The 23854-nt window shown below is 46.6% G+C and carries 22 protein-coding genes; 5 read left to right on the forward strand and 17 right to left on the reverse strand.

Features of this window, described 5'->3' with window-relative positions:
- The 6 genes from C3B52_RS27415 to C3B52_RS27440 all read right to left on the reverse strand — a co-directional run.
- On the reverse strand, window positions 1–937 hold a 937-nt coding region (locus C3B52_RS27415), incomplete at its 3' end, for an aminopeptidase (protein ID WP_103109560.1).
- 44 nt (window positions 938–981) lie between these two features.
- Complete coding sequence (locus C3B52_RS27420) at window positions 982–1938, reverse strand: ABC transporter ATP-binding protein (protein ID WP_103109561.1); 957 nt, start codon at window positions 1936–1938, stop codon at window positions 982–984.
- Complete coding sequence (locus tag C3B52_RS27425) at window positions 1935–2924, reverse strand: ABC transporter ATP-binding protein (RefSeq protein ID WP_103109562.1); 990 nt, start codon at window positions 2922–2924, stop codon at window positions 1935–1937. Before C3B52_RS27425 ends, C3B52_RS27420 begins: the two co-directional genes overlap by 4 nt.
- A gap of 34 nt (window positions 2925–2958) precedes the next feature.
- On the reverse strand, window positions 2959–3846 hold the full coding sequence (locus C3B52_RS27430) for an ABC transporter permease (protein ID WP_103109563.1): 888 nt from the start codon (window positions 3844–3846) through the stop codon (window positions 2959–2961).
- A gap of 2 nt (window positions 3847–3848) precedes the next feature.
- On the reverse strand, window positions 3849–4787 hold the full coding sequence (locus C3B52_RS27435) for an ABC transporter permease (RefSeq protein ID WP_103109564.1): 939 nt from the start codon (window positions 4785–4787) through the stop codon (window positions 3849–3851).
- 351 nt (window positions 4788–5138) lie between these two features.
- Window positions 5139–6317: a DUF4272 domain-containing protein gene (locus C3B52_RS27440; RefSeq protein ID WP_103109565.1), complete on the reverse strand. Its 1179-nt coding sequence runs from the start codon at window positions 6315–6317 to the stop codon at window positions 5139–5141.
- A gap of 148 nt (window positions 6318–6465) precedes the next feature.
- On the opposite strand from C3B52_RS27440, the gene C3B52_RS27445 reads away from it, so the two are divergent.
- Complete coding sequence (locus C3B52_RS27445; RefSeq protein WP_103109566.1) at window positions 6466–7560, forward strand: suppressor of fused domain protein; 1095 nt, start codon at window positions 6466–6468, stop codon at window positions 7558–7560.
- 276 nt (window positions 7561–7836) lie between these two features.
- A complete protein-coding gene (locus tag C3B52_RS27450) occupies window positions 7837–8694 on the forward strand; it encodes an SDR family NAD(P)-dependent oxidoreductase (protein WP_103109567.1) in 858 nt (285 codons plus the stop codon).
- Window positions 8695–8757: 63 nt separating this feature from the next.
- Here C3B52_RS27450 and C3B52_RS27455 read toward each other — a convergent pair whose 3' ends face one another.
- The 4 genes from C3B52_RS27455 to C3B52_RS27470 all read right to left on the reverse strand — a co-directional run bounded on the left by C3B52_RS27455 (window position 8758) and on the right by C3B52_RS27470 (window position 13794).
- Window positions 8758–11331 (reverse strand): ABC transporter permease, encoded by a 2574-nt coding sequence (locus C3B52_RS27455; protein ID WP_103109568.1) that lies wholly within the window; start codon window positions 11329–11331, stop codon window positions 8758–8760.
- The gene (locus C3B52_RS27460) at window positions 11328–12011 is read right to left on the reverse strand and encodes an ABC transporter ATP-binding protein (RefSeq protein ID WP_103109569.1); all 684 of its coding nucleotides are present in this window, start codon (window positions 12009–12011) and stop codon (window positions 11328–11330) included. The genes C3B52_RS27455 and C3B52_RS27460 overlap by 4 nt, the downstream gene beginning before the upstream one ends.
- A 96-nt stretch (window positions 12012–12107) precedes the next feature.
- Window positions 12108–13109 carry a sensor histidine kinase gene (locus C3B52_RS27465; protein WP_103109570.1) on the reverse strand — a complete coding sequence of 334 codons (1002 nt, stop codon included), beginning with the start codon at window positions 13107–13109 and terminating at the stop codon, window positions 12108–12110.
- 1 nt (window position 13110) lies between these two features.
- A complete protein-coding gene (locus tag C3B52_RS27470; protein WP_103109571.1) occupies window positions 13111–13794 on the reverse strand; it encodes a response regulator transcription factor in 684 nt (227 codons plus the stop codon).
- A 157-nt stretch (window positions 13795–13951) separates the two neighbouring features.
- On the opposite strand from C3B52_RS27470, the gene C3B52_RS27475 reads away from it, so the two are divergent.
- Both C3B52_RS27475 and C3B52_RS27480 read left to right on the forward strand, forming a co-directional pair.
- A complete protein-coding gene (locus tag C3B52_RS27475) occupies window positions 13952–14506 on the forward strand; it encodes an RNA polymerase sigma factor (RefSeq protein WP_103109637.1) in 555 nt (184 codons plus the stop codon).
- A complete protein-coding gene (locus C3B52_RS27480; RefSeq protein WP_103109572.1) occupies window positions 14490–15650 on the forward strand; it encodes a hypothetical protein in 1161 nt (386 codons plus the stop codon). Before C3B52_RS27475 ends, C3B52_RS27480 begins: the two co-directional genes overlap by 17 nt.
- A 62-nt stretch (window positions 15651–15712) precedes the next feature.
- On the opposite strand, the gene argH is transcribed toward C3B52_RS27480, so the two are convergent.
- The 3 genes from argH to C3B52_RS27495 all read right to left on the reverse strand — a co-directional run bounded on the left by argH (window position 15713) and on the right by C3B52_RS27495 (window position 20273).
- Complete coding sequence (gene argH, locus C3B52_RS27485) at window positions 15713–17032, reverse strand: argininosuccinate lyase (RefSeq protein ID WP_103109573.1); 1320 nt, start codon at window positions 17030–17032, stop codon at window positions 15713–15715.
- A gap of 36 nt (window positions 17033–17068) precedes the next feature.
- Window positions 17069–18634 (reverse strand): APC family permease, encoded by a 1566-nt coding sequence (locus C3B52_RS27490; protein ID WP_103109574.1) that lies wholly within the window; start codon window positions 18632–18634, stop codon window positions 17069–17071.
- A 343-nt stretch (window positions 18635–18977) separates the two neighbouring features.
- Window positions 18978–20273 carry a hypothetical protein gene (locus C3B52_RS27495; protein ID WP_103109575.1) on the reverse strand — a complete coding sequence of 432 codons (1296 nt, stop codon included), beginning with the start codon at window positions 20271–20273 and terminating at the stop codon, window positions 18978–18980.
- 262 nt (window positions 20274–20535) lie between these two features.
- On the opposite strand from C3B52_RS27495, the gene C3B52_RS27500 reads away from it, so the two are divergent.
- Window positions 20536–20970: a DUF488 domain-containing protein gene (locus C3B52_RS27500; protein WP_103109576.1), complete on the forward strand. Its 435-nt coding sequence runs from the start codon at window positions 20536–20538 to the stop codon at window positions 20968–20970.
- Window positions 20971–21048: 78 nt separating this feature from the next.
- Here C3B52_RS27500 and C3B52_RS27505 read toward each other — a convergent pair whose 3' ends face one another.
- From C3B52_RS27505 to C3B52_RS36855, 4 genes are all read right to left on the reverse strand, one after another.
- Window positions 21049–21867: a hypothetical protein gene (locus tag C3B52_RS27505; protein WP_103109577.1), complete on the reverse strand. Its 819-nt coding sequence runs from the start codon at window positions 21865–21867 to the stop codon at window positions 21049–21051.
- A 23-nt stretch (window positions 21868–21890) separates the two neighbouring features.
- Window positions 21891–22511 carry a stalk domain-containing protein gene (locus C3B52_RS27510; RefSeq protein ID WP_164684969.1) on the reverse strand — a complete coding sequence of 207 codons (621 nt, stop codon included), beginning with the start codon at window positions 22509–22511 and terminating at the stop codon, window positions 21891–21893.
- A gap of 225 nt (window positions 22512–22736) precedes the next feature.
- Complete coding sequence (locus C3B52_RS27515; protein ID WP_103109579.1) at window positions 22737–23555, reverse strand: alpha/beta fold hydrolase; 819 nt, start codon at window positions 23553–23555, stop codon at window positions 22737–22739.
- A gap of 88 nt (window positions 23556–23643) precedes the next feature.
- Window positions 23644–23820, reverse strand: a complete 177-nt coding sequence (locus C3B52_RS36855; protein WP_164684970.1) for a hypothetical protein — start codon at window positions 23818–23820, stop codon at window positions 23644–23646.
- Between the last annotated feature and the right edge of the window lie 34 nt (window positions 23821–23854).

Here is a 23854-nt window from a genome sequence, read left to right on the forward strand (position 1 = left end):
AGCATTGTCCCGGTGTGAAATGGAAGCTGCCATCAATTTTTTCGTCGAACAAAATGTCCTTCATCGGTTCTCGTATGAAAGGATTGACGCCGATCGCAAACTCGCCAATATAGCGTGCTCCTTCATCCGTATCAAGAATGCCTTCAAGACGCTTCGTATCATTTGCTGTCGCATTCACAATCTTTCCGTTTGCAAATTCCAGACGCACATTCTCAAACGTAAAGCCCTGATAAGGAGATGGCGTGTTAAAGGTGATGACACCGTTTACCGATTCACGTACTGGACAAGTGAACACTTCACCATCGGGAATATTGTTTTCGCCTGCGCACAAAACTGCTGGGATTCCTTTGATCGAAAAAGCAAGCTCTGTGCCGGGTCCAATGATTTTCACACGGTCTGTTTTTTCCATTAGCTCTTTTAGTGGCAGCATGGCCTCGGCCATTTTGGCATAATCCATCGTGCAGACATCAAAGAAAAACTGCTCAAAGGCTTCTGTACTCTTATTGGCCAGCTGTGCCACAGCGGGATTCGGGTAGCGCAGATATACCCATTTTTTCTGGAGCCGCACCTGACGCACTGTTTTAGAAAAGGAAGCGGACAGCTTCATCTGCTCGTCGGGCACATCCGAGAGTTCGTTGATGTTGTGTCCTCCCTCGATGAGGATAAAGGCTTGCATCTTCTCCATCCGGAACCGATCAATCTCTGCCCAAGTCTTCAATTGCTCAGCTGTCCCCTCTAGTAATAGCTGACGTTGTACAGAATGATCCTGCAGATTTACATGAGCGTGTCCGCCTGCCTGATGGACAGCTTTCACCAGCTCTTTGATCAATGGTGTGTCGATTTCAATCGCCTCAATCAGTACATGATCTCCGGGCTGAACGTGGGTCGAATAGTTCACCAGTACATCTGCCAATTTGGTTAAACGCGAGTCCAGCATCGATCCATGGCACCTCCACCTTTTCTAATTTCGGCCGCCTGCACCTAATAGAGATGACAAGCGACCATTCTGCCCTCTACTTCTTTCAAAGCTGGCACTTCCTTTTTGCATACGTCCATGCACGCCCAGCAGCGTGGGTGAAACTTGCAGCCCGCAGGGGGATTGGAGGGCGAGGGCAAGTCTCCTGTTAAGATAATCCGTTCCTTTTTCTCATCCGGATCAGAGATAGGTACAGCAGACAGCAGCGATTGCGCGTACGGGTGCAACGGCTTCTGAAACAGCTCTTCTTTTTTCGCCAGCTCAATGACTTCCCCTAAGTACATGACGGCTACTCTGTCGGCAATGTGTTCAACAACACTTAAATCATGAGAAATAAAGAGGTACGTCAGAGAAAACTGCTCTTGCAAATCCTGCAACAGATTGAGAATCTGCGATTGGATCGACACATCCAGAGCGGATACGGGCTCGTCGGCAATAATCACCTTTGGCCTGAGCATCAAAACCCGCGCAATCCCGATCCGCTGTCTTTGTCCCCCTGAAAATTCGTGGGCATACCGCGTGAGATGCCTTTTGCTCAAGCCGACAATTTCAATCGTCTCTTCGAGCAGTGCTTGGCGCTGTTCTCTGGGTATGCGATGGGCTATCAGCGGCTCGGTTAAAATATGCTGGATGGTCAGCTTGGGATTGAGCGTATCAAATGGATTTTGAAACACCATCTGCATGTTCCGTCGGACGTTGTGCATATCTGCTTTGCTAAAAGTCCGAATGTTTTTGCCTTGAAAAACAATCTCTCCTTCTGTCGGCTCTATCAGGCGCAATATGCACCTTCCCAGCGTCGACTTGCCGCAGCCTGACTCCCCGACAATCCCCAATGTCTCCCCTTCATTTACGATCACATTCACACCGTTCACTGCATGAACGTAAGACGGCTCTTGAAACCACCCTTTGCCCAGGAGAAACCGCTTCTGTAAATTTTTCACTTCCAAAAGTGGCGTCGTCATAGATTCACCGCCGATCTCTCGCTATTTTCCTGATACAGCCAGCATCTGCACTGGGACTGCTGGTCCACCGCCATCAGCTGCGGATTCTGTTCAAGACAAACAGGCATGACTTTGTCGCAGCGCGGGGCAAAACGGCAGCCCTTGGGATATTCGTCTGGAGTTGGTACGCTACCAGCAATGCTGTTCAGTCGCTTTTGTCCTTTGGCTTTATGCGGACTCGACTGGATCAACCCGATGGTGTACGGATGCTTCGGGTTACGCAGCAGGGATCGTACATCAGCCGATTCAATCACCTGCCCGGCATACATCACCATGACCCGGTCACAGGTCTCGGCGACCACGCCCAAATCATGCGTGATCATGATCAGCGACATGCCCATCTCCCTGCGGACTTTTTGAATCAGATCGAGAATTTGCGCCTGTATCGTCACATCGAGAGCCGTCGTCGGTTCATCCGCTATGAGTAGCTTCGGGCTGCAGGCAATCGCCATCGCAATCATGACACGCTGCCTCATTCCTCCCGATAGGCGATGCGGGTACTCGTGGTAGATTTCACTTGCCCGCGAGATACCTACCTGTGTAAGCAGCTCGATCACTTTCTCCTTTGCCTCGGCGCGCTTCATGCCTTCATGCTTTTCCAGTCCTTCACTCATTTGCTTGCCGATGGTCAATACCGGATTGAGAGAGGTCATCGGCTCTTGAAAAATCATCGCCATTTCTTTTCCTCTGAGCCTCTGCATCTCCTTTTCACTGAACGCCAACAATTCCTTGCCGTTTAACTGGATGCTTCCCTCGATTTTTCCGTTTTTCCCAAGCAAGCGCATCATCGAGAGCGAGGCGACGCTTTTTCCACAGCCGGACTCCCCTACGATGCCCAAGGCCTCCCCCTTCTCCACATACAGAGAAAGATCGTCCACTACCTTGAAAGCCTTTTCATTTTTAGCAAACGTGGTTGTCAAACCGGATACTTCCAGCACGTTTTTCATGTTGTCTCCTCCTTGCAAATGATGGACCACGTCCTTACGATTTCGGATCAAAAATATCACGCAGGGCATCACCTAGCATGTAGACGGTAAAGACGACAATCGTAATCGCCAGTCCCGGAAACGTCGCCAGCCACCAAGCTTCCCGCAAGTAATCCTTGCCTTCACTCAGCATCGTTCCCCATTCGGGAGTCGGGGGTTGGGCTCCCAGTCCAATAAACCCGAGTGCAGATGTCCCTAAAATTGCACCCCCAATGAACATCGTTGTATACACGATCAGTATATTTGAAATATTCGGAATCAGTTGGTTGATAATAATCCACCAGTTGGAGCTTCCAATTGACCGGCTCGCTTCCACATACCCTGAGCCTTTGACCGTTAGAGCGGCTCCGCGAACCAAGATGGCAAAACCGGGTATAGATGCGATCCCGATCGCAATCATCGCATTTTCCTGACTGGGTCCAAGTGCAGCTACAATCGCCAAAGCCAGTACAATCCCTGGCAGTGCAAGCAAAACGTCCATGATCCTCATCATCACGTTGTCAAAAATTCCTCCCAGGTACGCGCTCGTTACACCAATGAGCGTTCCAGCGACAAACGTCATCGCAGAAGCCATCACAGCGACAGTCAGAGTCACCCGGGTTCCATACAGCAGACGCGATAAAATATCACGACCGATGGCATCCGTCCCGAGCCAAAATTCCGCCGAGGGTCCCTGCATGAAAGCTTCGTAATACGTTTTGGTCGGATCATGCGGGGCAATCCATGGACCAATGATCCCGATGAGAATAATCCCCAGCATCATGAAGAAGCTGTATTTCGCCTTTCTTTTTTGCATAATCTTGTCCAAGAGTTCAAAGCGGGGTAGTGATCTTTCCTTCCGCCAGATCGAACGGACAGGAATTGTTTTGTTCAGCTCGCTCATGCTTACGCTCCCTCCCTTTTTGCTGTGTAATCGATGCGAGGATCAAGAACAGCGTACAACACGTCAATCAAAATCACGACAAGGACGTAAATCGCACCGATAAACAAGGTCGTTCCCTGAATCATGGGGAAATCCCGCGAGCTGATGGCTTGAATTGCCAAAGTCCCGATTCCTGGCCAGTTGAATACTTGCTCGACAATGACGGCACCACCCAAAAGTCCCGCAAATTCCAGTCCGATGACCGCCACAATCGGGATCATCACGTTGCGAAAGGCGTGGCGCAGCAGCACGATTCGCTCCCCCATTCCTTTTGCACGAGCGGTTCGGATGTAGTCATTGGACAAAACCTCGACCATGCCCGCACGCGTCAAGCGGCTCAGTGCCGTCGCCGTCAAAGTTCCAAGCGTGACCGCAGGCAGCACAATATCCATAAATCCGGTTCCTCCCGCGATCGGAAACCAGCCCAGGTGTACGGAAAACACAAGAATCACCAGCAGCCCCAACCAAAAGCCCGGAAGAGCCATGCCAAAGGTTGAAAACGTCATAATAAGGCCATCCAAAAACGTATCTTTAAACCTCGCCGCGAGAACTCCGAGCCCAATCCCGACAACCACGGCCACCCCTAGACTTGCCACGGCCATTTTTGCTGTAGCTGGAAACCGCTCGGCAATTTCTGTGCTCACGGGTCTGCCTGTTTTGAGCGAAGTACCCAAATCTCCTTTGACCACGCCGGACGCGTAGTCCAAATACTGGACGACGAGCGGCTTATTAAGTCCGAGTTCTTCCCTCAATGCTTCGATTTGTTCTACCGTTGCCCGCTGCCCAAGCATAATCCGCACCGGATCACCAGGGATGAAATGGATGAGCATAAACGTAAAAACGGATAGTCCAAAGAGCACAATGACACCCGACAGCAACCTTTTTAAAATATATTGCTTCATGAGGTCCTCACCCGGCTGTGAGCAACAAATTGATAATTCCCCTTGTTTCTGCCACGAAAATGCTTGCTGCTGACTTCCCTACAATCCATTCTGTCGTTTGACATCTTTCGCCCCTCCCTGTTCGGTACTTCTTCTAACGACATGTGTCGTTATCATGTCGTTATTTACTTAAAAATAGTCTATTTGAAATTTAAAGAAAATTCAACACGTATTTTTCATCTTTTTTCCATAGGTGGCTACCTGCTACCATACGATTCGAAACAAGCACCTGATAACTTTATGAAAAAAGAAAAGCTGACATCGTTTTCCGCGACATCAGCTTATCCTTTCCAGCATTTTTATCATGCGTCTTTACGTATCTGTCCGCACATCATCCCACTCGTCCTCCATGTAGTTGACGAGCCAATTCAGCGCCCTGTGACGTTCCAATACGACCTCATCGTTCAGCCCGCCCTCTACAGTCCTGCCATTTATTCTCGCATTGACGCAAGCCCAGTCGTAGCGGTAGATCAAATCGGCCTGATCCAGAATCTCTGCCTTGCTGCGCACCACTGCATTCTGATAGAAGGTGTCGTAGTCACCAGCGCTTCGCAAAGCGTCAACCGCCATTCCCACATTACAAATTTGGCCGGGAAACTCGAGCTCTTCCTTATACCCGAGTGCCCACAACAGCACCCAGTAGCACTCGTACATCCATACCATCTGGATCGTATCTGTCTGGTTGGGCTGGGGATCACCCAATAGCATTTTTTCTTTTTCCGTAAAGAAATTGGCTGCCCCGTATTGCTCAATAATTTCCTCAATAAACTCTCGCTCTTCCTGGACGTTACCATTTTCGGCGATTCCGCCAGCGTATAAGGCAATCAAGCACAAGGCGATTGCACGCTGGACAATCTCCTCCTTTGTCCTGATGATCGCCTCCTCATCCCCGACGATGACCGGCAGATGTGCAATGGAGGGAATCCCCTGCTCCTGCAAAAGCTTGATGCTGCGTGCTTTCCGCTCTTCTCCCGACTGCGAAGGCCGGACATGCCTATCGATCAAGTCCACGCTCACATTTAACATAAAATCATCAAGCTCCGATTCCCCCGAGGTATTCAGGATCAAGCTGCCCTGCTTGTCCAACATATCTCCCGAGGGCAGAAAAACGATGCCAAGCACTTCGCCAGCAACTGTAATAATTCTGCGGAACAGTTCCTCATCTATCTCTTTGCTTGCTGCGATTCCGACCGCCACATTGAGAGCGGTTATTTGCAGCAGTAGCTTTTGCTTTACTTTTTCGTGGCTTGTTTCGATTTGTGCGAAAAAGCCGTACATCCCTTGCTTCATTTGCAGAAATGCTTCCGAATCACTATCCTCGCGCATGAGAGTAAACGTGACCGTACTTTTGCTAAACCATTTTTTATCTGTTACCGTTACGGTCTGCCCATCTGCAGACACCTCAACCGACTTGTCACGAAAAGCCTCCATGATTGCATCGATTACTTTTTGGTGCTGCTGTATAGAGACGTATAACGTGCAGTGCTTCATCCTTCTCCCTCGTTTCTCAACCCAAATTTTCACTAGACGGAATTTTGTCACCAAAAGTCAATTATGGTATTCTATCCCTGTTCTATGCAAGACGTAATCTCTCTAAATAAGTATCGGACAAACGATTTCAATGATTGAAGGTGATTCGATGAAAAACGTTCTTTTAGAGGAATTTTCGCCCATTTGTCAGATTCAAGCCTTTGTAGAAGAGGATGAACATTGTGTCTACTTTTATTTATGGAATAATCCAGGTGAGGAATACGCCAGCATCCGCGCTGGCTGGGTCAGAAACTACGGGAAGGCCCCAGACACGATAGATGTTGCAGCCATGGAGGATGGTCAAGCTCCGATGCTGCCGCGTGACTGTTGTGCCCACCCGGACGGTGCTCCCAGACTGGACCCGGATCAGCTTTCCGTCGTCTGGTTCGAGGAAGGCGATGCTGCGGCTCTGCTCTATCAAGGTGAGGTGCTCTCCGTCATTCCCGGGTGGGCAGGCTCTGCGCCAGATGGCTCCAGCTATCCTGCTTATGCCAAGGATTGCACCGGAGAATCCTCGATCTGCGTTCCACTAGGAACCCCCGAGACAAACGAATTGTTTGCCCGCATCGAGTCGGCACAAAAATTTTGGGCGAGCTGGGACGATGATCCATGGCCAGCTATGCAGGAGCAGTTTCTCGGTGCCATCACCGCAAGCCTTGGTCCTGTAAAAAAGTATTACGCCATTGACGGAGGCCACTGGCCGCCTAAAGCCATGGTGACGATCGAGAAGGAAAACGTCACCTATGTTGTCACACTAGGAGTATCCATTTTGCCTCAGCCAAAGGTCGAGATGTATACAGAGACACCGGAGCTGTTGCGCAGATTCGAATTCGCTTTTGCCTGCGAAACCGAGTGGCTAGCCAAAAACGAGCAGCAAATGCTGGCATACATCAGCGGTCAAACCTCCCTGCCCTGGTCATACCTGACCTTCCTTGCTCAGGGGCACACGATTCCGTGCCGAGAAATCAGTGAGATAGATGAGCGATTTACTTCGATGCTGCTCGCGAAGCCGGACGAGGCTCCTGCTGTATCTTTTCCTATGGTCGGCGGTGATCCTGTCAATCTGTTGTGGATGATTCCGCTCACAGAGGATGAACTGCATTTTGCACAGACCCACAGCTCCGTAAACTTGGTTCAAAAGGCTGCCAAGGGTCTTGAGTATTGGATTTTCAATGGGGTAAGCAAGTTTTCTGCTAGTCGGTAAACAGGTCTGCGCGAAGGAATTTGTTCGTAATAAGCTTCAGGGAAAAAGGAGTATCTCGGCTTGGTGTAACCATCACACCTCGCCAGATACTCTTTTTTGCTTATGCAATTCGTTTTCCCCTGATCTGCAAGCTCGATCTGTCTGGAAAACGCCCGCTCTTGTCGGCATAAACGAAAACATGAAGATTAATATTTAATAGACAAAAATAACATATGTCTATTATTATAAAAACAAACAACTACTTCGTCTGTTTATTTTTCTTTCAAGGAGGATGCCATGAATAACTTTTCAAACAAGGTAGCCGTCATCACAGGAGCTGCCAGCGGGATCGGTCGCGCACTGGCAACACGCTGTGCGCAGGAAGACATGAAGATCGTGCTTGCGGACGTGGAGGCAGCGGCACTTGCCACAGCGGAGCAGGAATTGAAATCTGCTGGCGCAACCGTCCTTGCCGTAGTGACTGATGTAGCCAAAGAAAGCGACATCTCAGCTCTGGCTCAAAAAACAATGGAGACTTTCGGTGCAATCCATCTCTTGTTTAACAATGCCGGGGTTGGCGGAGGCTCCACCATCTGGAACAGCACCTCTGCCGATTGGCAATGGATCATGAACGTCAACCTGTGGGGCGCCATACACGCAACACGAATTTTTGTCCCAATCATGCTGCAGCAGGAAACAGAGTGTCATATTGTGAATACAGCATCTCTCGCGGGACTCGAATCAGGTCCAGGAAACAGTATTTACCGGGTAAGCAAGCATGCACTTGTCAGTCTGACGGAAACGCTCTACCACGAGCTGAAGCTGATGCGCTCTAACATCGGCGTCTCCTTACTGTGCCCCGGCTTTGTGCGTACACAAATCTGCGATGCTGAGCGGAATCGTCCTGCCGAGCTAAGTAAGCCTGGCGACATCGCAGCCCCTACTCAGATGACCACCATGATTGACCAGTTCATCCGAGCAGGTGTCGAGCAAGGCATCTCTCCTGATGAGATTGCGGAGCAGACGTTTATTGCAATCAAGAACAATCGCTTTTACATTTTGCCTGATCCAGCCTATAAGCAGAGTGTGAAGCAGCGGATGGAAGATATTTTGAATCAGCAAAATCCGACGTTCGTCGTTCCCTCTACGATTTAGGGCCATAAATGAGCATAGAAAAAGAAGCCCCCTCTAAAGGAAGGGCTTCTTTCTCCTCTACATCTATAAATTCTCCTGCTTCAAAGCATCGATAATGTTTGCTTTCTTCACTTTTATACTCGCGTAATACATGGACAAGCTCACGATCACAAATACAGCAGCAATCACATATAGAATGCTAGCCCAAGGCAAGACAAATTCGTACGAAAAGCTATACATGAAGGAGCGATAGATCAACACCATAATCACGGCACTGATTGGAAGACCGTAGGCGAGCGACTTGATTCCATAAAAAATGCTCTCGTAGTTGATCATTTTATGAAAGCTTTTCGGCGTCATTCCAACCGACCTCAGCATCGCAAATTCCCGTTTACGAAGAGCCACGCTCGTCGAAATCGTGTTGAATATATTCGCCATTGAAACCGCCGTAATTAATGCCACGAAGCCATATACAAAAACAGACATGAACAATATCTTTCGTTCAGAGCGCTGTCTTTCTTGAAACAGGTTCATGACAGTTAAATCCTTTTGCATTTCCTCAATATCCTGTTGTGTTTTCAAAGGCTCCTTGCTTTTCAGGTAGAGTCCTGGATAAGAGCTAACAAAGACGCTTTTTTTCAAGAGCTGCTCGAAAACGGGCTCGGACACGACAAGATTCACTTGAAGGATGCTATCGGTTTGTACAATTCCCATTGGGAAATTGTCAGTGACTGCGGCCAGCTCTACCTTGTTGACAACTTGCTGCTTATCATCCTCGGAGACGAGATCCAGCATTTCTCCGACTTTCCCACCTACTTTCGTCTCGATAAATTTACCCTTTTCATCCAGGAACGTCATGGTATCAATCAAAATGGCCGTCGGCTGATCCAGATTCGTCAGCTTCGCATACTCAACCCCAACCTGTTTGGCATACGTTTTCAGCTTGTCTTCTTGCATGCTATTTACACGTATATTGTATTTGTACAAGTTACGTTCCTGGTACAAGTACGGTTTTACATTTTCTTGAACAACCTCTTCAGCAAGCCACATGAAGCTGCCATTCATTTGTTTCATCAGATTCGATTCAGTGACATTTTCCAACGATGTGATCGTTTTTACCGATTGTTCGTCCTCTAGCGTTGCCCCTTCGCCGACTGTGTATATAGCGATATCATAGTTATAGCCTTGTTGCGAAATCTCAAGTGATTTCTGCAGGTTGGAGGTGAAAAAGGACACGGTCAGAAACAGCACGATGCTAATGACAAGGGAAAAAACAGTCGCGTAATATCTGCGTTTGTTTCTTTTCAAATTTTTTAAGCCAATCTCCGCTTCGATACCGAATAACCGTTTGACCAGCTTGGAGGTTTTTAGTGCCTTACTTGTGAGTTTGATATCCGAAGTTTGCCGAATGGCATCGATAGCAGAAATCTTAGAGGCCCTTTGAGCTGGAACGTACGTAGATATGAAGATCGTGATAACCGATACCAGACAAGCGAGTGCAATTGATAAAGGCGTGACGACCAACGTCAGTTTTTCAGTGACTCCCAGTGCATCCTCAAGGATCGGGTTGATAAAGCCAAAAGTAATGCCGATTCCAAGCATGCCGCAGATGACGCCCAAGGGAATGCTAATGGCGCCAATCACCGCTCCCTCAAAAAATACCGAATTACGCTTCTGTCTTCTCGTTGCCCCAACACTTGAGAGCATCCCGAGATGACGTGAACGCTCCGAGACAGAAATCGCAAAGGCATTGTAGATTAACGAAACAGAGCCAACGACAATCACAAGCACAACAATGAGCAATAAAGAGTTATAGGTTTGGCCCAATCCGCCACCCATCACACCATAATAACGCAGTAACGAATCATTCGTTTTAAACGAGCTGATGTTGTTTTTCTCTGCCAAGTCATTGGCATGATCATATACAGTGTTATCGATGTTCTTCACGACAACGCTTACGTCAACTGTCTTGTTTGCGTCCAGCATATTCTCATCTACATACGTAAGAACTGTATACCCTGGTGCCCACGTCTGCTCCCATGTAGGACGTTTGATAAACCCGACAACGGTATACGTCTCGGCTTTTGTATCAACTAAGGTTTCCATGCTCGCACCAGCGCTAGTGCGCAATTGGTCATTTTGCGACAAATTCGAATCGCTTGGGTTAGATTGATTATAGCGCTGCCCAACTTCGAGGGTTAAGTGATCCCCGATCTGATAGGTGACTTTGGCATTTGTGGCAATCGCTTCCGAGAGAACAATCTCATTCGCGCTCTCTGGAAGTCTCCCTTCGCTCAATTCAATCGGAAAGTTTGTAAAGCCTTGGGCATTATACGCTTTAATAAACAAATAGGGCTTACCTGCATTTTGGCTCCCTGGAAGCAAGGCATAGCCGCGTTCCTTTGAAGTCATGAGTTGTTTGGTTTCAGTATCCTGCTTGATCGCTTCGAGCTGCTCTTTGTTTACGCTCCTATACAAAACATGCCATTCACCATAATCTTTTATCGTTTCCTTTTGCATCAGCGTCAAAAAAGACGAGCCAAGCGTGATAACAGCCGTTACCATCGCTACTGAAATAATGACTCCAATAATGGTCACAAGCGTCTGTTTCTTATTTTCGATTAAATGTCTGAGCGTTAGCTTATTGATGATATTCATGGTCGAATGACCTCGTCTCTCGCAATCCGTCCATCTTCAATCGCGATAATGCGATCGGCCTGCAAAGCAATTCGCTCATCATGGGTAATCATAATCAACGTCTGATGCAAGGTCTTGTTGAACATTTTCAATAAGTCAATGATTTCGCTGCTGTTTTTGCTGTCCAAATTACCGGTTGGCTCATCTGCCAGTATGATCGCGGGCTGATTCATCAATGCTCTTCCAATCGAGACCCGCTGCTGCTGTCCACCGGATAACTGGTTAGGTAGATGATTTAAGCGATTTTGTAAATTCAACGTCTTCACTAGATCCTCAAACTGCTTTTGATCCACCTGGTGCTCATCAAGCAGGAGCGGCAGCTGCATATTTTCTTCCACTGTTAAAATCGGGAGAAGATTGTAAAACTGATAAATCAACCCGATCTGCCTCCGCCTGAAAATCGCCAGCTGCGTTTCATTCAGGCTGTACATATCTGTACGATCCACAAATACTTTTCCACTCGTCGGTCGATCTACACCACCTAGCAAATGCAATAGCGTGGATTTTCCCGAGCCAGACGGACCGATGATGGCAACGAACTCTCCTTTGTTCACCGAGAACGATACGTCATCGAGCGCTTTTACTGCTGTATCACCTTTTCCAAACACTTTAGACAGATGTTCGATCTTCAAAATTTCCATACTGAAACCTCCATACGTTTGCTGATGGATGTAGTATATCTGTCCGAAGTGACACTGCAGTGACTGGAAAGTGACAGTCTCGTCACGTAAACCTTGCTAGATGACTCGCTTGTAAAAACGAATCCGAAACGTAGTTCCCTCATGAATATCACTCTGAACATCTACATCTCCATTTTGCTTCGTGATGATGCTGTGAGCCATCGAGAGACCGATGCCGCTGCTTCCCTCTCCCGCACCCTTTCCTTTATAAAAACGCTTGAAAATAAATGGGAGCTCTTCCCTGGGGATGCCTTTCCCGTTATCTTTGATCACAATTTCTGTATACAGTGGATTCTCTGAAAAAGAAATCGCGATGGTTCCACCCTCCTGCGTATGCTCCACAGCGTTTTTTAAAATGTTGATGATCGCTTCTGTTGTCCAATTTAGATCACCTAAAAAAGAGACGCTGTCTTCTCCCGTTATCGAAATCGTTTGGTCTTTGATGTCGATCGGAATGAGAACGGGCTGTAGCGCCTTTTCTATGAGCCCTGCCACCATGACTGAATCATTCTTGAACTGCACGGCGTCTGCATCAATTTTTGATAGCTTTAATAACGTTGAAACAAGCCAATCCAGCCGTTCGAGCTGAGTGCGAATATTGCGTGTAAATTCCTTTCTTTTCGCTTCTGGCAGTTTGGCGTCGTCTACTAAATCCGCCATGACCAGCATCGAGGTGAGAGGTGCCTTTAGCTGATGGGATATGTCAGAAATCGCGTCTGTCAGATGGATCTTGTCTTTATGCAAGAGAGTGCTTTGCTCCGACAGCATGACGGTTACTTTATAAATCGTATTTTTCAGAATGCTGAATTCCCCTTCGCGATTATCGCGGACGTCGAGGGTATAGTCTCCACTGCTAATTCGCCGCAAGTAGCCCGACAGCTTTTCAATCTCCTGATATCTCAATCTCGTAAAAAGAAGGCTGCATCCGATGAGTAACATAGAAGTAAGTAGAACGAGGACGACGGCAGCAAGTGAAAAAAACGCCGCGACTACAAGCATAACCAAACTGATCGTACACATCACCAAGAATACGAGGCGGATTTCATAATTACGCAGCATGCTACTCACCGACCTTATACCCTAAACCACGTACGGTTTTAATGATGGTTGGGGCCTTCGGATCATCCTCCAGTTTTTCCCTCAGCCTTTTCATATAAACGGTTAACGTATTATCGTTAACGAAGTCCCCTGCAATATCCCAAATTTGTTCCAACAGCTGATTTCTGGAGAGAATTTGCCCGAGATGATTCGCAAAGATCAGCAATAAGCGGTACTCCAAAGCAGTTAATTGGATTTCAACGCCATGCTTGTACACTTTTCCTTCTAATGTATGGACGCGGATCGGATCGATTTCAATGACCGTCTTGGTCTGCGGCTGCTTATGATATCTGCGCAAAACCGATTTGATCCGTGAAAGCAACTCGCGAATGCGAAAAGGCTTTGTAATGTAGTCGTCCGCTCCCATATCCAGTCCCATCACAACATTTACCTCATCATCAACAGCCGTCAAAAAAATTACGGGGATGTCGCTATGCTGCTTCACCATTTTGCACAATTCATACCCGCTTCCATCTGGCAGGGATAAATCAAATAGGCATAGAGAAAACTGATCCAGCTGATCGGTTATAACCTTTTTCGCAGATGCGACGTCATGGCACAAAACTGTGGAAAACTGGTCTTGCTGTAGGGAGTACTCGAGTCCAGACGCGATCGTTTTATCATCTTCTACAAGTAAAATGTTCATCGAATCATCATCCTAATATGGATTTTTAACAGTATGACAAGAGCCATATGATTGTATCTGTATCATAGTAAAAAGGGGGAAGATTAGCAAAGGTGCAGCATTTTCACACATGGAAGATGTTGTAATAAAAAAGAAAGATTATCCGTCTAATCTGTGCATGAATAAGATTGGAGTGAAAAATGTGCAGAATAAGCAAGAAATTGAACGCTTATTTGTTCAATACAAGGACGACATTTATAACTACCTTGTCTATTACACAGGAAGCATGGACGTAGAAGATATCGTTCAGGATGTATTCATCAAGGTCATTACCCATTTTGATCGTTTCGAGAACAAATCCAATCGCAAGACATGGCTTATCAGCATTGCTCGTCACGCAGCAATTGACCATTACAGAAAGCAAAAGCTAAAAAAGCTGTTTAGCGGCAAGCTACTGACTTCCTTTTTATCCACCGAAAAGACACCTACCGAGGCACTTGAAGCCAGTGAGGATGCTCGAGAGCTGTATGAAGCCATCAGCAAGCTAAAGCAGTCCTATCGTGAAGTATTGATATTGAGGGGAATCCAGCGATTATCAGGAGCAGAAACGGCAGAAATCCTTGGCTGGAGTCTAACAAAAGTAAATGTCACGATGCATCGCGCACTAAAACAACTAGAAAACGAGCTCAATCCTGTAGCAAAAGGAGGAATACAGCATGAAACTTTCTCATGATCATGAAAGCTTGTTTCAAAAATTGAGAAGCATGCCCCATTACACCTTAACCGGACAGAAAACAGAAGAAATTCAGAAAGTCCTGTTAAAAAAAGTAGAGCAGTCCAAGAGCAAGTTACAATTGTACGATCACTTGAAATGGATTGTGATAGGCGCAGCGGTCTTCTTTTTTGGCTTTCTATTCTATAAAAATTACGAGAGTCTTTTGCCTGTCCAGCAGTCGGCCCTTCCCTCCCCCTACATAACGACAGGAGCGACCGCAAAAAGCGTCTCACTAGACAATATGCCAGACTCGATCAAAGCTACCTTTGAAAAGGTACTGACGGCATTCCCTGAATTGAGGCTCCCATACACAATTGAAAGTGACTATGACAGGCCCACCAATCATCAAGTCTATGTGATGACATTGAAAAAAGCTGGAGACGACGTTGCTGCTATTACCGTCGACGAAAAAACCGGACAGTTGATTTCATTCAACCGCTACGGACTGGAAAATGACGCGCAAACACCTCTGTCTATCGAACAAGCCAAAGAAAAAGCTGCCGATTGGCTTACATACATCGACAAACAGCTTGTGCAAGACTATATCGCTTCCACTGTCACTCCATCGGCAACCATCCGTGGAGAAGAAGGCAAGGAAAAGCCTACTGGGGTTCAGTTAGAATCAATCGTCGAATTTCAGCCTAGAAGCATGCCTGACTCCCATGATTCCTTTTCTTACTTTGTTACACTTGACGCCCAAGGTGAGCTGATGAGCATTCGATATAGGCGGGGCACTAGTGAGGAAAACAAAGAGGTGGAACAGATGCTACAGGCAGTTTGGGAGGAAGCGATTGCCGCTTTTCAGCTGACGAATGTCGATTGGGTAAAAATTGATTATTTTGAGATGGAAGAACTGCTCCATCATCCCCCAATAAGTCTTGGGAACCCCATCGAAGCCGCTTATTTACAGGAGATAGCCAAGACAGAGCTGCTAAAATATCGGATCAAAGGGGATACGATGCCACTACTTCTTGTCCATCCGACCGAGAAGCAAGCGTACATGCTTTGGAAACGGGAGAATGGTGTCTATGCTGCTCTTGAATTGCACCAAGAGAAGGAGAAATGGGTTGGTCAACTAATCGAAAAAATACCAAGCAAGTAAAACACGCAAAACCCGAGAAACTTGGAAAAGTCCTCGGGTTTTGCCTATTTCATTCCATGCACTTATTTCAGCAAACCTACCTTGATCCCTTTGTTCAAGATGTTGCGATACTCAATGAATTCATAGATGTCATCCTCGATGAATGGGCTTTGCTGCTTCAATTCCGCAAGCGACAGCTCCTCAATCGCTTTTTGATGATCCTCGCAATAAATGACGATAGAGCCAACGATGCTATGTGCATCCCGGAAGGCAACGCCTTTGCTAACCAAATAGTCAGCAACCTCTGTCGCATTGAGGAAGCCCTCTTTCACCGCTTTTTTCATATTTTCACTGTTGACCTTCATGGTCGCAATCATTTTGGACATGATTTGCAGGCAAGACAGCACCGTATCCAATGCATCAAAGAACGGCTCTTTGTCTTCCTGCATGTCTTTATTGTAGGCAAGCGGCAATCCCTTCATCGTCGTCAAAAGCGATGTCAGCGATCCATACACGCGGCCTGTTTTTCCACGAATCAGCTCGGCTGCATCCGGGTTTTTCTTTTGTGGCATAATGCTGCTGCCTGTCGAGTACGCGTCATCAATCGTAACGAAGCGGAACTCCTGGCTGCTCCACAAAATCAATTCTTCACTCAAACGGCTCAGATGCATCATCAGAATGGAGAAGCAAGACAGCAGCTCCAACAAGTAATCACGATCACTCACACCATCCAGGAAATTATCGACTGGCTTTTTGAAGCCCAATTCCTTGGCAGTCATTTCTCTGTTGATTAGGTGAGTAGTCCCTGCCAACGCACCGCAGCCGAGCGGACTTTCATCCATGATCTCGATGGCGTTCAGAACTCTTTGTCTGTCACGCTTCAGCATGTTGTAGTACGCCAGCAGGTGATGCTGGAGGGTAACGACTTGTGCACGCTGCAGGTGGGTGTAGCCTGGCATGATGACGTTGTTTTCTCTCGCCTTTTTCTCCAAGCTGTCCTGGAGCTCCTCAATGTATTCAACCACTTCGAGAGCCTTGTTTTTCGCGTATTGTCTGATATCGACTGCAACCTGGTCGTTTCTGCTTCGAGCGGTATGCAGCTTTTTCGCTGTATCCCCGATGCGCTGGGTCAAATTGGACTCCACAAAGCTATGGATATCCTCGTAGTTTCCTTCGATCGGCAATATTCCATTTTCAATATCATCTCGAATGGAGATCAGCGATTGTACGATATCCTCCCCCTCTTTTGGAGTCAGGAGACTGCATTGCACGAGCATGTTTACGTGTGCAATGCTTCCTTTAATATCCTCTGCATACAATCTCTTATCTACGTGCAGAGAGCTATTAAAATCCTCCATCAGTTTGTTTTCTTCTTTTCTAAAACGGCCTCCCCAAAGCTTCATATCCAAGTTCTCCTTTATTTCTGTTTGTGATGACGATTACTGGGTTACGCTTTCCTCAAGCTCTGCAATGTTGCCCTTTTTGCGCATATACCAGACACCGTTGTAAACTGCGAAGTTGTAAAAGATGAACCCTAATACTGCTGCAATGATCGACATGAACGGCTCTGGAAGAACACCGAGTCCACCGAAATTGCCCAAGTAAGACAACAGGATGAGCATCAGGATATAGACAATCAAATACAGACCACCGAGGATCTCCATCGGCTTTTCCTTTTTGACAAAGTGAGTGATCAAATAAGCGGCTACTCCAATAATTAAACCCGTGATCCCCAGCTGTACCTTGCCCCATTTTGTCCAATAAATGAGCAGTGTTGCAAAGACAAACGCGAGTGGCGCAATCACTGCCATACCTGGCAAACCATTGTCTTTTGTCAATCCAACCTTACGGAATACCATGACGGTTACACATGCAGAGGCATATTTATAAATTCCGATCGCCCCAACGATGGCAACAATCGCCGTCCAGCTCTTGAGCGGGAACAAGAAAAGCAAGCCGATGACGAAATTGAAAGCGAGTGCACGAGTTGGAACACCAAATCGCTTGTTGATGACTCCGAAGTAGGATGGCAGAAAACCGCTTTTCGCCATTCCGAAAACGTGTCTGGAGGTTCCGGCTGTGTAAGCGAGCGCCGAGCCTGTTGGCGATACCATCGCATCTGCTGTAATAATCCAAGACAACCAGACCATGTTGGCAATCATCGCCAGGTTTGCAAACGGTGAATCAAACTTGATTCCGCTCCAGCCATTTGCCAGCATTTCTGGTGGAACCGCACCGATAAAGACCACTTGCAGCAGTACGTACATAATCGCTGCAACAACCAGTGAAGCAATCAAAGCGAGCGGAATATTCTTTCGCGGGTTGACGACTTCCCCACTCATCATGATGACGTTTCCAAAACCGGTGTAAGCGAAGAAAATTCCACTTGTTAAAATGGCACTCAAACCTGCGCCATACCCGTTTGGTGCAAAGCCTTGACTCGTAAAATTCTCTGTATGAAAGCCTGTCATAAAGAAGGCAAGGATCGTGAGTACTGGTACTACGAATTTAATAACGGTAATCACTGTATTCGTGACAGCGAACAGCTTCACTCCGAAGTAGTTAAAGACAACGAAGAAGATCATCAGGACGCATGCTGCCAAAATACCTGCTGTCGTCAGCTGTTCGTTGGCTACATCATAAAGCCCTGGCCAAAACTGATTGGCGTATTGAATAACACCCGCTGATTCCACTGGCGCTGTGGCACAATAGCCTAGCCATATGGAATAGCTCGTTACGGTTGCCAGCATTTTTCCGTGGGAATAGAGTGGGTAGCGACCTAAACCGCCAGATTCAGGCTTCACTCTTCCTAGCTCAGCGTAAACAAGTGCGATAAAAGTAATAACGATTGCACCAATCAACCAAGATATAATCGCAGCAGGACCAGCTAATTTAGCTGTTGCCCAAGGACCAAAGAGCCAGCTTGACCCGATAATCCCCCCGAGAGAAAGTGCTGTGAGAGACCAAAAGCCCATTTTCTTTTTCAGGTATTGTTCTTGACTCATGAGTGTACCTCTCTCTTCACGTAGTAGAATCTATAGATGCTTACCTTATACAAATCAGGAACCACAATCCTCCTTCCTCTATTTTTTGACACGTAGAGCATCATTCAACCCATATCGCCCTACCGCTTTGAATTAGCTCTATAGATCAGCCAAAGCTATTTAAGGGTAATAAAAGGGTAATTGACTTAAAAGGATTATATTTTAATCATTTCTATTTTTCAATCTCAAATTCTGAAGATTTATAAAAAAAAAATCTCGCCTGAACTCTTCCAATTGTGGATCACCCGCAATACAACGCCGATTTTTTACGCGCAAAAAAAATAACCGCCCACATATTGGACAGTTATTTCAACCGATATCGTTTACTTGGTCTTCCACGTGTAGAGAATGCTTCTTCCCCTGCATACTCTGCCAAATCAACCTCGCACAGACTGACCATAAAGCGTCTGGCGTTGCGCTCGTCCCAGTACAAATGGGCAGCAAGGTCTTTAATCGTAAAGTCGTTCCAATTCATTCTCCGGATCAGAGCAGCTACCTTATGATAGTTTTTCACGCTGATTTTGACGTCCTTGAGCTTTTCGATCAGCTCCTTGTCGTCAAAACGGTACGAATAGCGCAGCTCCTCCTCTTCCCCTGCCGATTGAATCATGGTTCCGTCCTCTTGAACAATGACGATCCCATGCTCCGCTCTTTCTTTTGACAGCTGGATGGCACGTTGGGCATTTATTTCGGCAGAATGAACAGTGACCCCGTAGCCAATTCCGACCGCGACCGAGTGATCGGATTCTTCTGCTAGCTGGGCAATCGTTTCCTGCAAAACTCTCAATTCCCGCTCGATGGCTCCACGTGAGCTGAAAATGACATAACGCCCGTTTCCTTTTTCCATCAAGGAGCCGTCCAGATTCTCACAATAGCGCAGAAGCGTTTCTTTCACCTTCATCTCGAAATACTGGAGATGATAGGAGCTTTTCGCCTTCTCGGTTATCTTGTCAAAATTCTCCATCTCAATGATCTGGACGCCAATCTGCGTGTCTTTATAGTAAAAAGTTCTTGTTCGTTCTGCCAAAATGCGTAGTGCTTGACGTATTTCCATGTCCGTCGTCGAGATCCGGTATGTGGGCACTCCTGCCTCTTTTAAACCTAAATAAACCGCCTCAAAACAGGTGATTGCTCCCTTCGTTTTGCCGCTTTTCCACAGCTCGAGATGGAAATCGATTAATTCCTGTGTACTTGAGTTGATATCAAACGTCTTTATATACATTTCCTTTGGCTCGATGTCAATTTGCCGAAGTGCCTGCTCCAGGTGAGAGGTTGTAATTTCATCGATGCTCACCCGATTCAAAAATTCATTCTGGTAATACCCCATGTGCAGCAGACTTTTATATATATCAGACTCTGTATGCTCAATATAAACCAATTTTTCTTCTGAGTTTAACGCCTTCATCGCCGTCATATAAGAAATCTGGCCCGAGAACAGCCAAACATCAACATCCTGATTGTGCTCGCGAACGATGCTCTCCGTTTCATGAAAGTCACGATATGGATACGCAACAAACTCCATCGTCTGCTCATATTCCTTGCCAATCTGAATAATGCGTTCTACGGATGAATGAGGACCGATTACCCCAACCTTGTACATAATGACCTCCCAATCCAAAACCCGATAACGATCATTTTGCGATTCATTCTCACTTTTAATATAGGTATAATTCCACAATAGCTATAACTGCTACCTAATGTCCAGTTATTTTGTGTTTTTTCCGAAAAATCATACAGTATAATGAGTAAATATACAAAAAGGATCAAACCTTACCCAGGTCGAATCCATGCTATAGCACAATTTTTTCGCAATCGGCGTGATACCCCCCTATTACAAGCACAGACAGATAAGGAGAATGGACATGCTCGTGACGACAATCGGCTTCTCTAAAAAATCTCTGCGTACCTTTGCCTCCACTTTACAGCACCACAAGGTTGATCGTGTAATTGATACTCGTCTGCAAAATACATCGCAGCTCGCCGGCTTTGCCAAAAAGGATGACCTGGAATACGTTTTGGAATTACTGAACATCGAATATATTCATGATCTCTCGTTAGCGCCGACAGAGCCCCTGTTAAAAGCAATCAAGCAAAAGGAGCTTTCTTGGGTAGAATTTGAACGAACTTTTACAGATTTACTGCAGGAGAGGAAAATCGAAACACAGATGGACGAGCTTCTCGGCGATCGTGTTCCTTGCTTTTTATGCAGTGAAGAGAAGCCACATCATTGCCATCGGAAATTGGTTGTGGAGTATTTGCGGGAGTTTGATAAGCGGATTGAAATTGTTCACTTGTAGGGGTTTGCCATACTTACCGCGATGCTCCTCGACTCCAGGACGCTTCGAGGAGCATACGCGGGCAAGTGAAATTGCGTGCTACAGCCATTGACCAAACAAGTTTTGTACCTCTGGCTCGGAAAAACCGTCTTCACCGCGCCAATTGACGACCGCCATAAAATCGTTTTTCCCACCGCGTCCAGGTCTGTCCTTGGCCGGAATCAGAATGCCAGCCGTCCCGAGAATTTCCATGAAGATATCCCGCTCCGCCTTACTGGAAGGAAACACTCCGTGAAGCCTCTTCTCCAACTGACGGGCCGCATCTGTCGGCTCACACTCCGAAATCGTCTTTAACACCTGATGTAGAATAGCTATGTCCTCTTCTTGCACCTCGATATTCTCTTCACGGCCGAGCAGCTCCAGATCAAGCGTCATATACAAAATATGATTCAGACGCACGCCGCCCCACTTGATTCTTTCGAAATTCAGCACATTGAGGTCTTCCTTTTGATAGCGCGCAAGGCTTGCGATATGGTAGCCGTCACAAATGTGGCAATCCCCATACATCGCATAATGAACGCCGTTTTCTACCAGAAAACCCTTGCCTTTGTTGCTTTCAAACGCGTGTGCCGTAAATGACTTGGACAAGGCCCAGCTGGAAAGCGCACTGCGCAGGTACACCTTTCTCGTAGACAGACTATGTAAAAATGCTGACGCTACTTGCTCCTTTGTCACCTTTTCGCGGATCTCAACCAGCCTGTGTGCGCACTCGTCATGACTGATCGTCAGTGGGTCAAACATTAGTCCCTTGCTTTTTGCATATTCAAAATCCGCTCCTGTATACTCAGTCGGACGGGGTTTCCAGCCTTGACTGCTCCAAAATGTTTTCATCAAAATCTGCTTTGCCTTTTTATCCACGAAGTATTTTCTCCCTTTGCCGATTACTTCAGCTTAATGCGGTAATAGTAGTCAGCCTGCATTTGCTTGATGACTTCTTCCCGACTCATCTTGATGCTGTATGGTAAACGAATGTGGTCTCCTAGTGTATACCCCTTTTGCGTTCCTTGGGATTTATTCAATAGGGTGGTCGTACTAGTCAAAACCGTTTTATCCTTATTTACCATTTCCACAACAAGTACCGGCTGTCTGCCCAAGTCCTTGTCATTTTGATGAACAAAATTCAGGTTGATACTGCCTAACCACGTCTTCCCATCCAAGCTCGTAATCAGATCATACTTAGGCTCCACAGATATGAGCTGAACATCAGGCATGCTGACAAGCGGGTATTGGTTATCCGCGGGTGATAAATGAATCGTTTGATTTTTGCCATCCCATTCTGCTTGATAACCCATGGCCTGACTTACCACTTGCAAAGGGACGTACGTCTTACCGTTATAGGTGATTGGAGTATTCGACGTGGTGTCGATGAGCTGTCCTTCTTTGACCAGCTTGATCTGTGGGGAAAGAACAGCGCTGATATTGAGTCCAGCAGCCCCCAAGACTGATGGAGTAAGTAAGGTCGCCATGAATACCATGAGTAAAATAAAGCTCTTCTTTCGCATCGTTTCCTCCTCATTTGGAAAATAAAAGTAGTTTCGTACCATTATTTCAAATAAATAAAAAATGAGAAAAGGGCATAATTTACCAATTCACTCGAGCTTTTTGAACTAGTTTTTTAGAACCACTCTCCTTCTCCTTCAGGGACCAAAAAAAAGAAACCAGTATGTTCTGGGTGAGCCCCATCACACACTGGATGATATTTTCCCCCTCCAAAAGGGCTAGAAAATTTACGCTGTAATAAACTTCTCAACAATCTGGTTAAATTTCTCGTCATGCTCCCAAAACATCAAGTGTCCGCCGAGAACCTCGATAGCTGATTTAGGCGCATGCTGTTCCACAAAACTCTTCGCCTTATCAGCCCAATGCTCAGCAATGACGGTAAGAGTCGGTACAGCGTCACTTCCCAGCTTGGCTTCTTCTCGGTAATCAGAGAACATACCGGCTGCAAACAGATTCGCTGCAACGTAATGTGGTGTTTTTAGCGATTGCTCTACAATCCAGTTCAGCTCCCCTTCCTCCAGCTCTCTCTGTACCATGACGTCGGTTACATAGGCTGTAACAAACTCCCGCTGCTTCTCGGAGTCTCTCAAATAGGTGCTATAAACTGCCGCGATTTCGTCCAAAGGTCCTTCCACCCAGTCCTGTTCATGGTTGGTTGACAGTGGCTTCGGCGACAGATCGACTAAGACCTGCGATTTTATATTTTGCGTCCCGTTCTGCCTGATGTATTCCCAAATGGTCAAGCATCCAAATGACCAGCCGACCAGCGTAACATTCTTCAGCTCCAACGCTTCGATGACTTTTGCCAAATCGGAGCCATGCGTCGCATAATCATTTCCATGCATCGTGATAGACGATCTGCCGTGACTTCTTGGGTCGATGACAATTACTCTGTTTGTCTTTTGAAAATGCTCGACCTGCTTATGAAAAACCTCCGTGGTAAACGTCCACCCCGGAATGAATACAATCGGATCTCCACTTCCTACATCCTGAACAAAGATTTCTACTCCTGGCTCTACCTTGATATACTTGCCGCCCTGATTCATCACTGCCGCCTCCTTTATTTCCGATTCCTTGTACTTAATTAGTCATAATTCCATATATTCCGCAAAAACCCTCTTAACGTCTTTGCCACTAATCAACCCAGAAGAAATAAGAAAGGACACCAAGAATCAATGCTGCCGCAAAAATAACAATAAAGTACCATTTCGTAAATGTTCGTGAAATCTCAAAACTGCTAAACCAGGTACCAATATAACTAACAACTCCGACCACGAGCGTAGTGACAAAAGCAATAAGAGCATTTTCCATGTTTTCCTCCCGAATGTTTGAAAGAATCCAGAAA

The sequence above is a fragment of the Brevibacillus reuszeri genome (assembly GCF_002897295.1).
Classification (GTDB): domain Bacteria; phylum Bacillota; class Bacilli; order Brevibacillales; family Brevibacillaceae; genus Brevibacillus; species Brevibacillus reuszeri_A.

What these genes read in the sequence shown, in the direction of transcription:
- C3B52_RS27420 (WP_103109561.1), bottom strand. Translation starts at nt 1,938, where the DNA reads ATGACGACGCCACTTTTGGAAGTGAAAAATTTACAGAAGCGGTTTCTC.
- C3B52_RS27425 (WP_103109562.1), bottom strand. Translation starts at nt 2,924, where the DNA reads ATGAAAAACGTGCTGGAAGTATCCGGTTTGACAACCACGTTTGCTAAA.
- C3B52_RS27430 (WP_103109563.1), bottom strand. Translation starts at nt 3,846, where the DNA reads ATGAGCGAGCTGAACAAAACAATTCCTGTCCGTTCGATCTGGCGGAAG.
- C3B52_RS27435 (WP_103109564.1), bottom strand. Translation starts at nt 4,787, where the DNA reads ATGAAGCAATATATTTTAAAAAGGTTGCTGTCGGGTGTCATTGTGCTC.
- C3B52_RS27440 (WP_103109565.1), bottom strand. Translation starts at nt 6,317, where the DNA reads ATGAAGCACTGCACGTTATACGTCTCTATACAGCAGCACCAAAAAGTA.
- C3B52_RS27445 (WP_103109566.1), top strand. Translation starts at nt 6,466, where the DNA reads ATGAAAAACGTTCTTTTAGAGGAATTTTCGCCCATTTGTCAGATTCAA.
- C3B52_RS27450 (WP_103109567.1), top strand. Translation starts at nt 7,837, where the DNA reads ATGAATAACTTTTCAAACAAGGTAGCCGTCATCACAGGAGCTGCCAGC.
- C3B52_RS27455 (WP_103109568.1), bottom strand. Translation starts at nt 11,331, where the DNA reads ATGAATATCATCAATAAGCTAACGCTCAGACATTTAATCGAAAATAAG.
- C3B52_RS27460 (WP_103109569.1), bottom strand. Translation starts at nt 12,011, where the DNA reads ATGGAAATTTTGAAGATCGAACATCTGTCTAAAGTGTTTGGAAAAGGT.
- C3B52_RS27465 (WP_103109570.1), bottom strand. Translation starts at nt 13,109, where the DNA reads ATGCTGCGTAATTATGAAATCCGCCTCGTATTCTTGGTGATGTGTACG.
- C3B52_RS27470 (WP_103109571.1), bottom strand. Translation starts at nt 13,794, where the DNA reads ATGAACATTTTACTTGTAGAAGATGATAAAACGATCGCGTCTGGACTC.
- C3B52_RS27475 (WP_103109637.1), top strand. Translation starts at nt 13,952, where the DNA reads ATGAATAAGATTGGAGTGAAAAATGTGCAGAATAAGCAAGAAATTGAA.
- C3B52_RS27480 (WP_103109572.1), top strand. Translation starts at nt 14,490, where the DNA reads ATGAAACTTTCTCATGATCATGAAAGCTTGTTTCAAAAATTGAGAAGC.
- argH (WP_103109573.1), bottom strand. Translation starts at nt 17,032, where the DNA reads ATGAAGCTTTGGGGAGGCCGTTTTAGAAAAGAAGAAAACAAACTGATG.
- C3B52_RS27490 (WP_103109574.1), bottom strand. Translation starts at nt 18,634, where the DNA reads ATGAGTCAAGAACAATACCTGAAAAAGAAAATGGGCTTTTGGTCTCTC.
- C3B52_RS27495 (WP_103109575.1), bottom strand. Translation starts at nt 20,273, where the DNA reads ATGTACAAGGTTGGGGTAATCGGTCCTCATTCATCCGTAGAACGCATT.
- C3B52_RS27500 (WP_103109576.1), top strand. Translation starts at nt 20,536, where the DNA reads ATGCTCGTGACGACAATCGGCTTCTCTAAAAAATCTCTGCGTACCTTT.
- C3B52_RS27510 (WP_164684969.1), bottom strand. Translation starts at nt 22,511, where the DNA reads ATGCGAAAGAAGAGCTTTATTTTACTCATGGTATTCATGGCGACCTTA.
- C3B52_RS27515 (WP_103109579.1), bottom strand. Translation starts at nt 23,555, where the DNA reads ATGAATCAGGGCGGCAAGTATATCAAGGTAGAGCCAGGAGTAGAAATC.
- C3B52_RS36855 (WP_164684970.1), bottom strand. Translation starts at nt 23,820, where the DNA reads ATGGAAAATGCTCTTATTGCTTTTGTCACTACGCTCGTGGTCGGAGTT.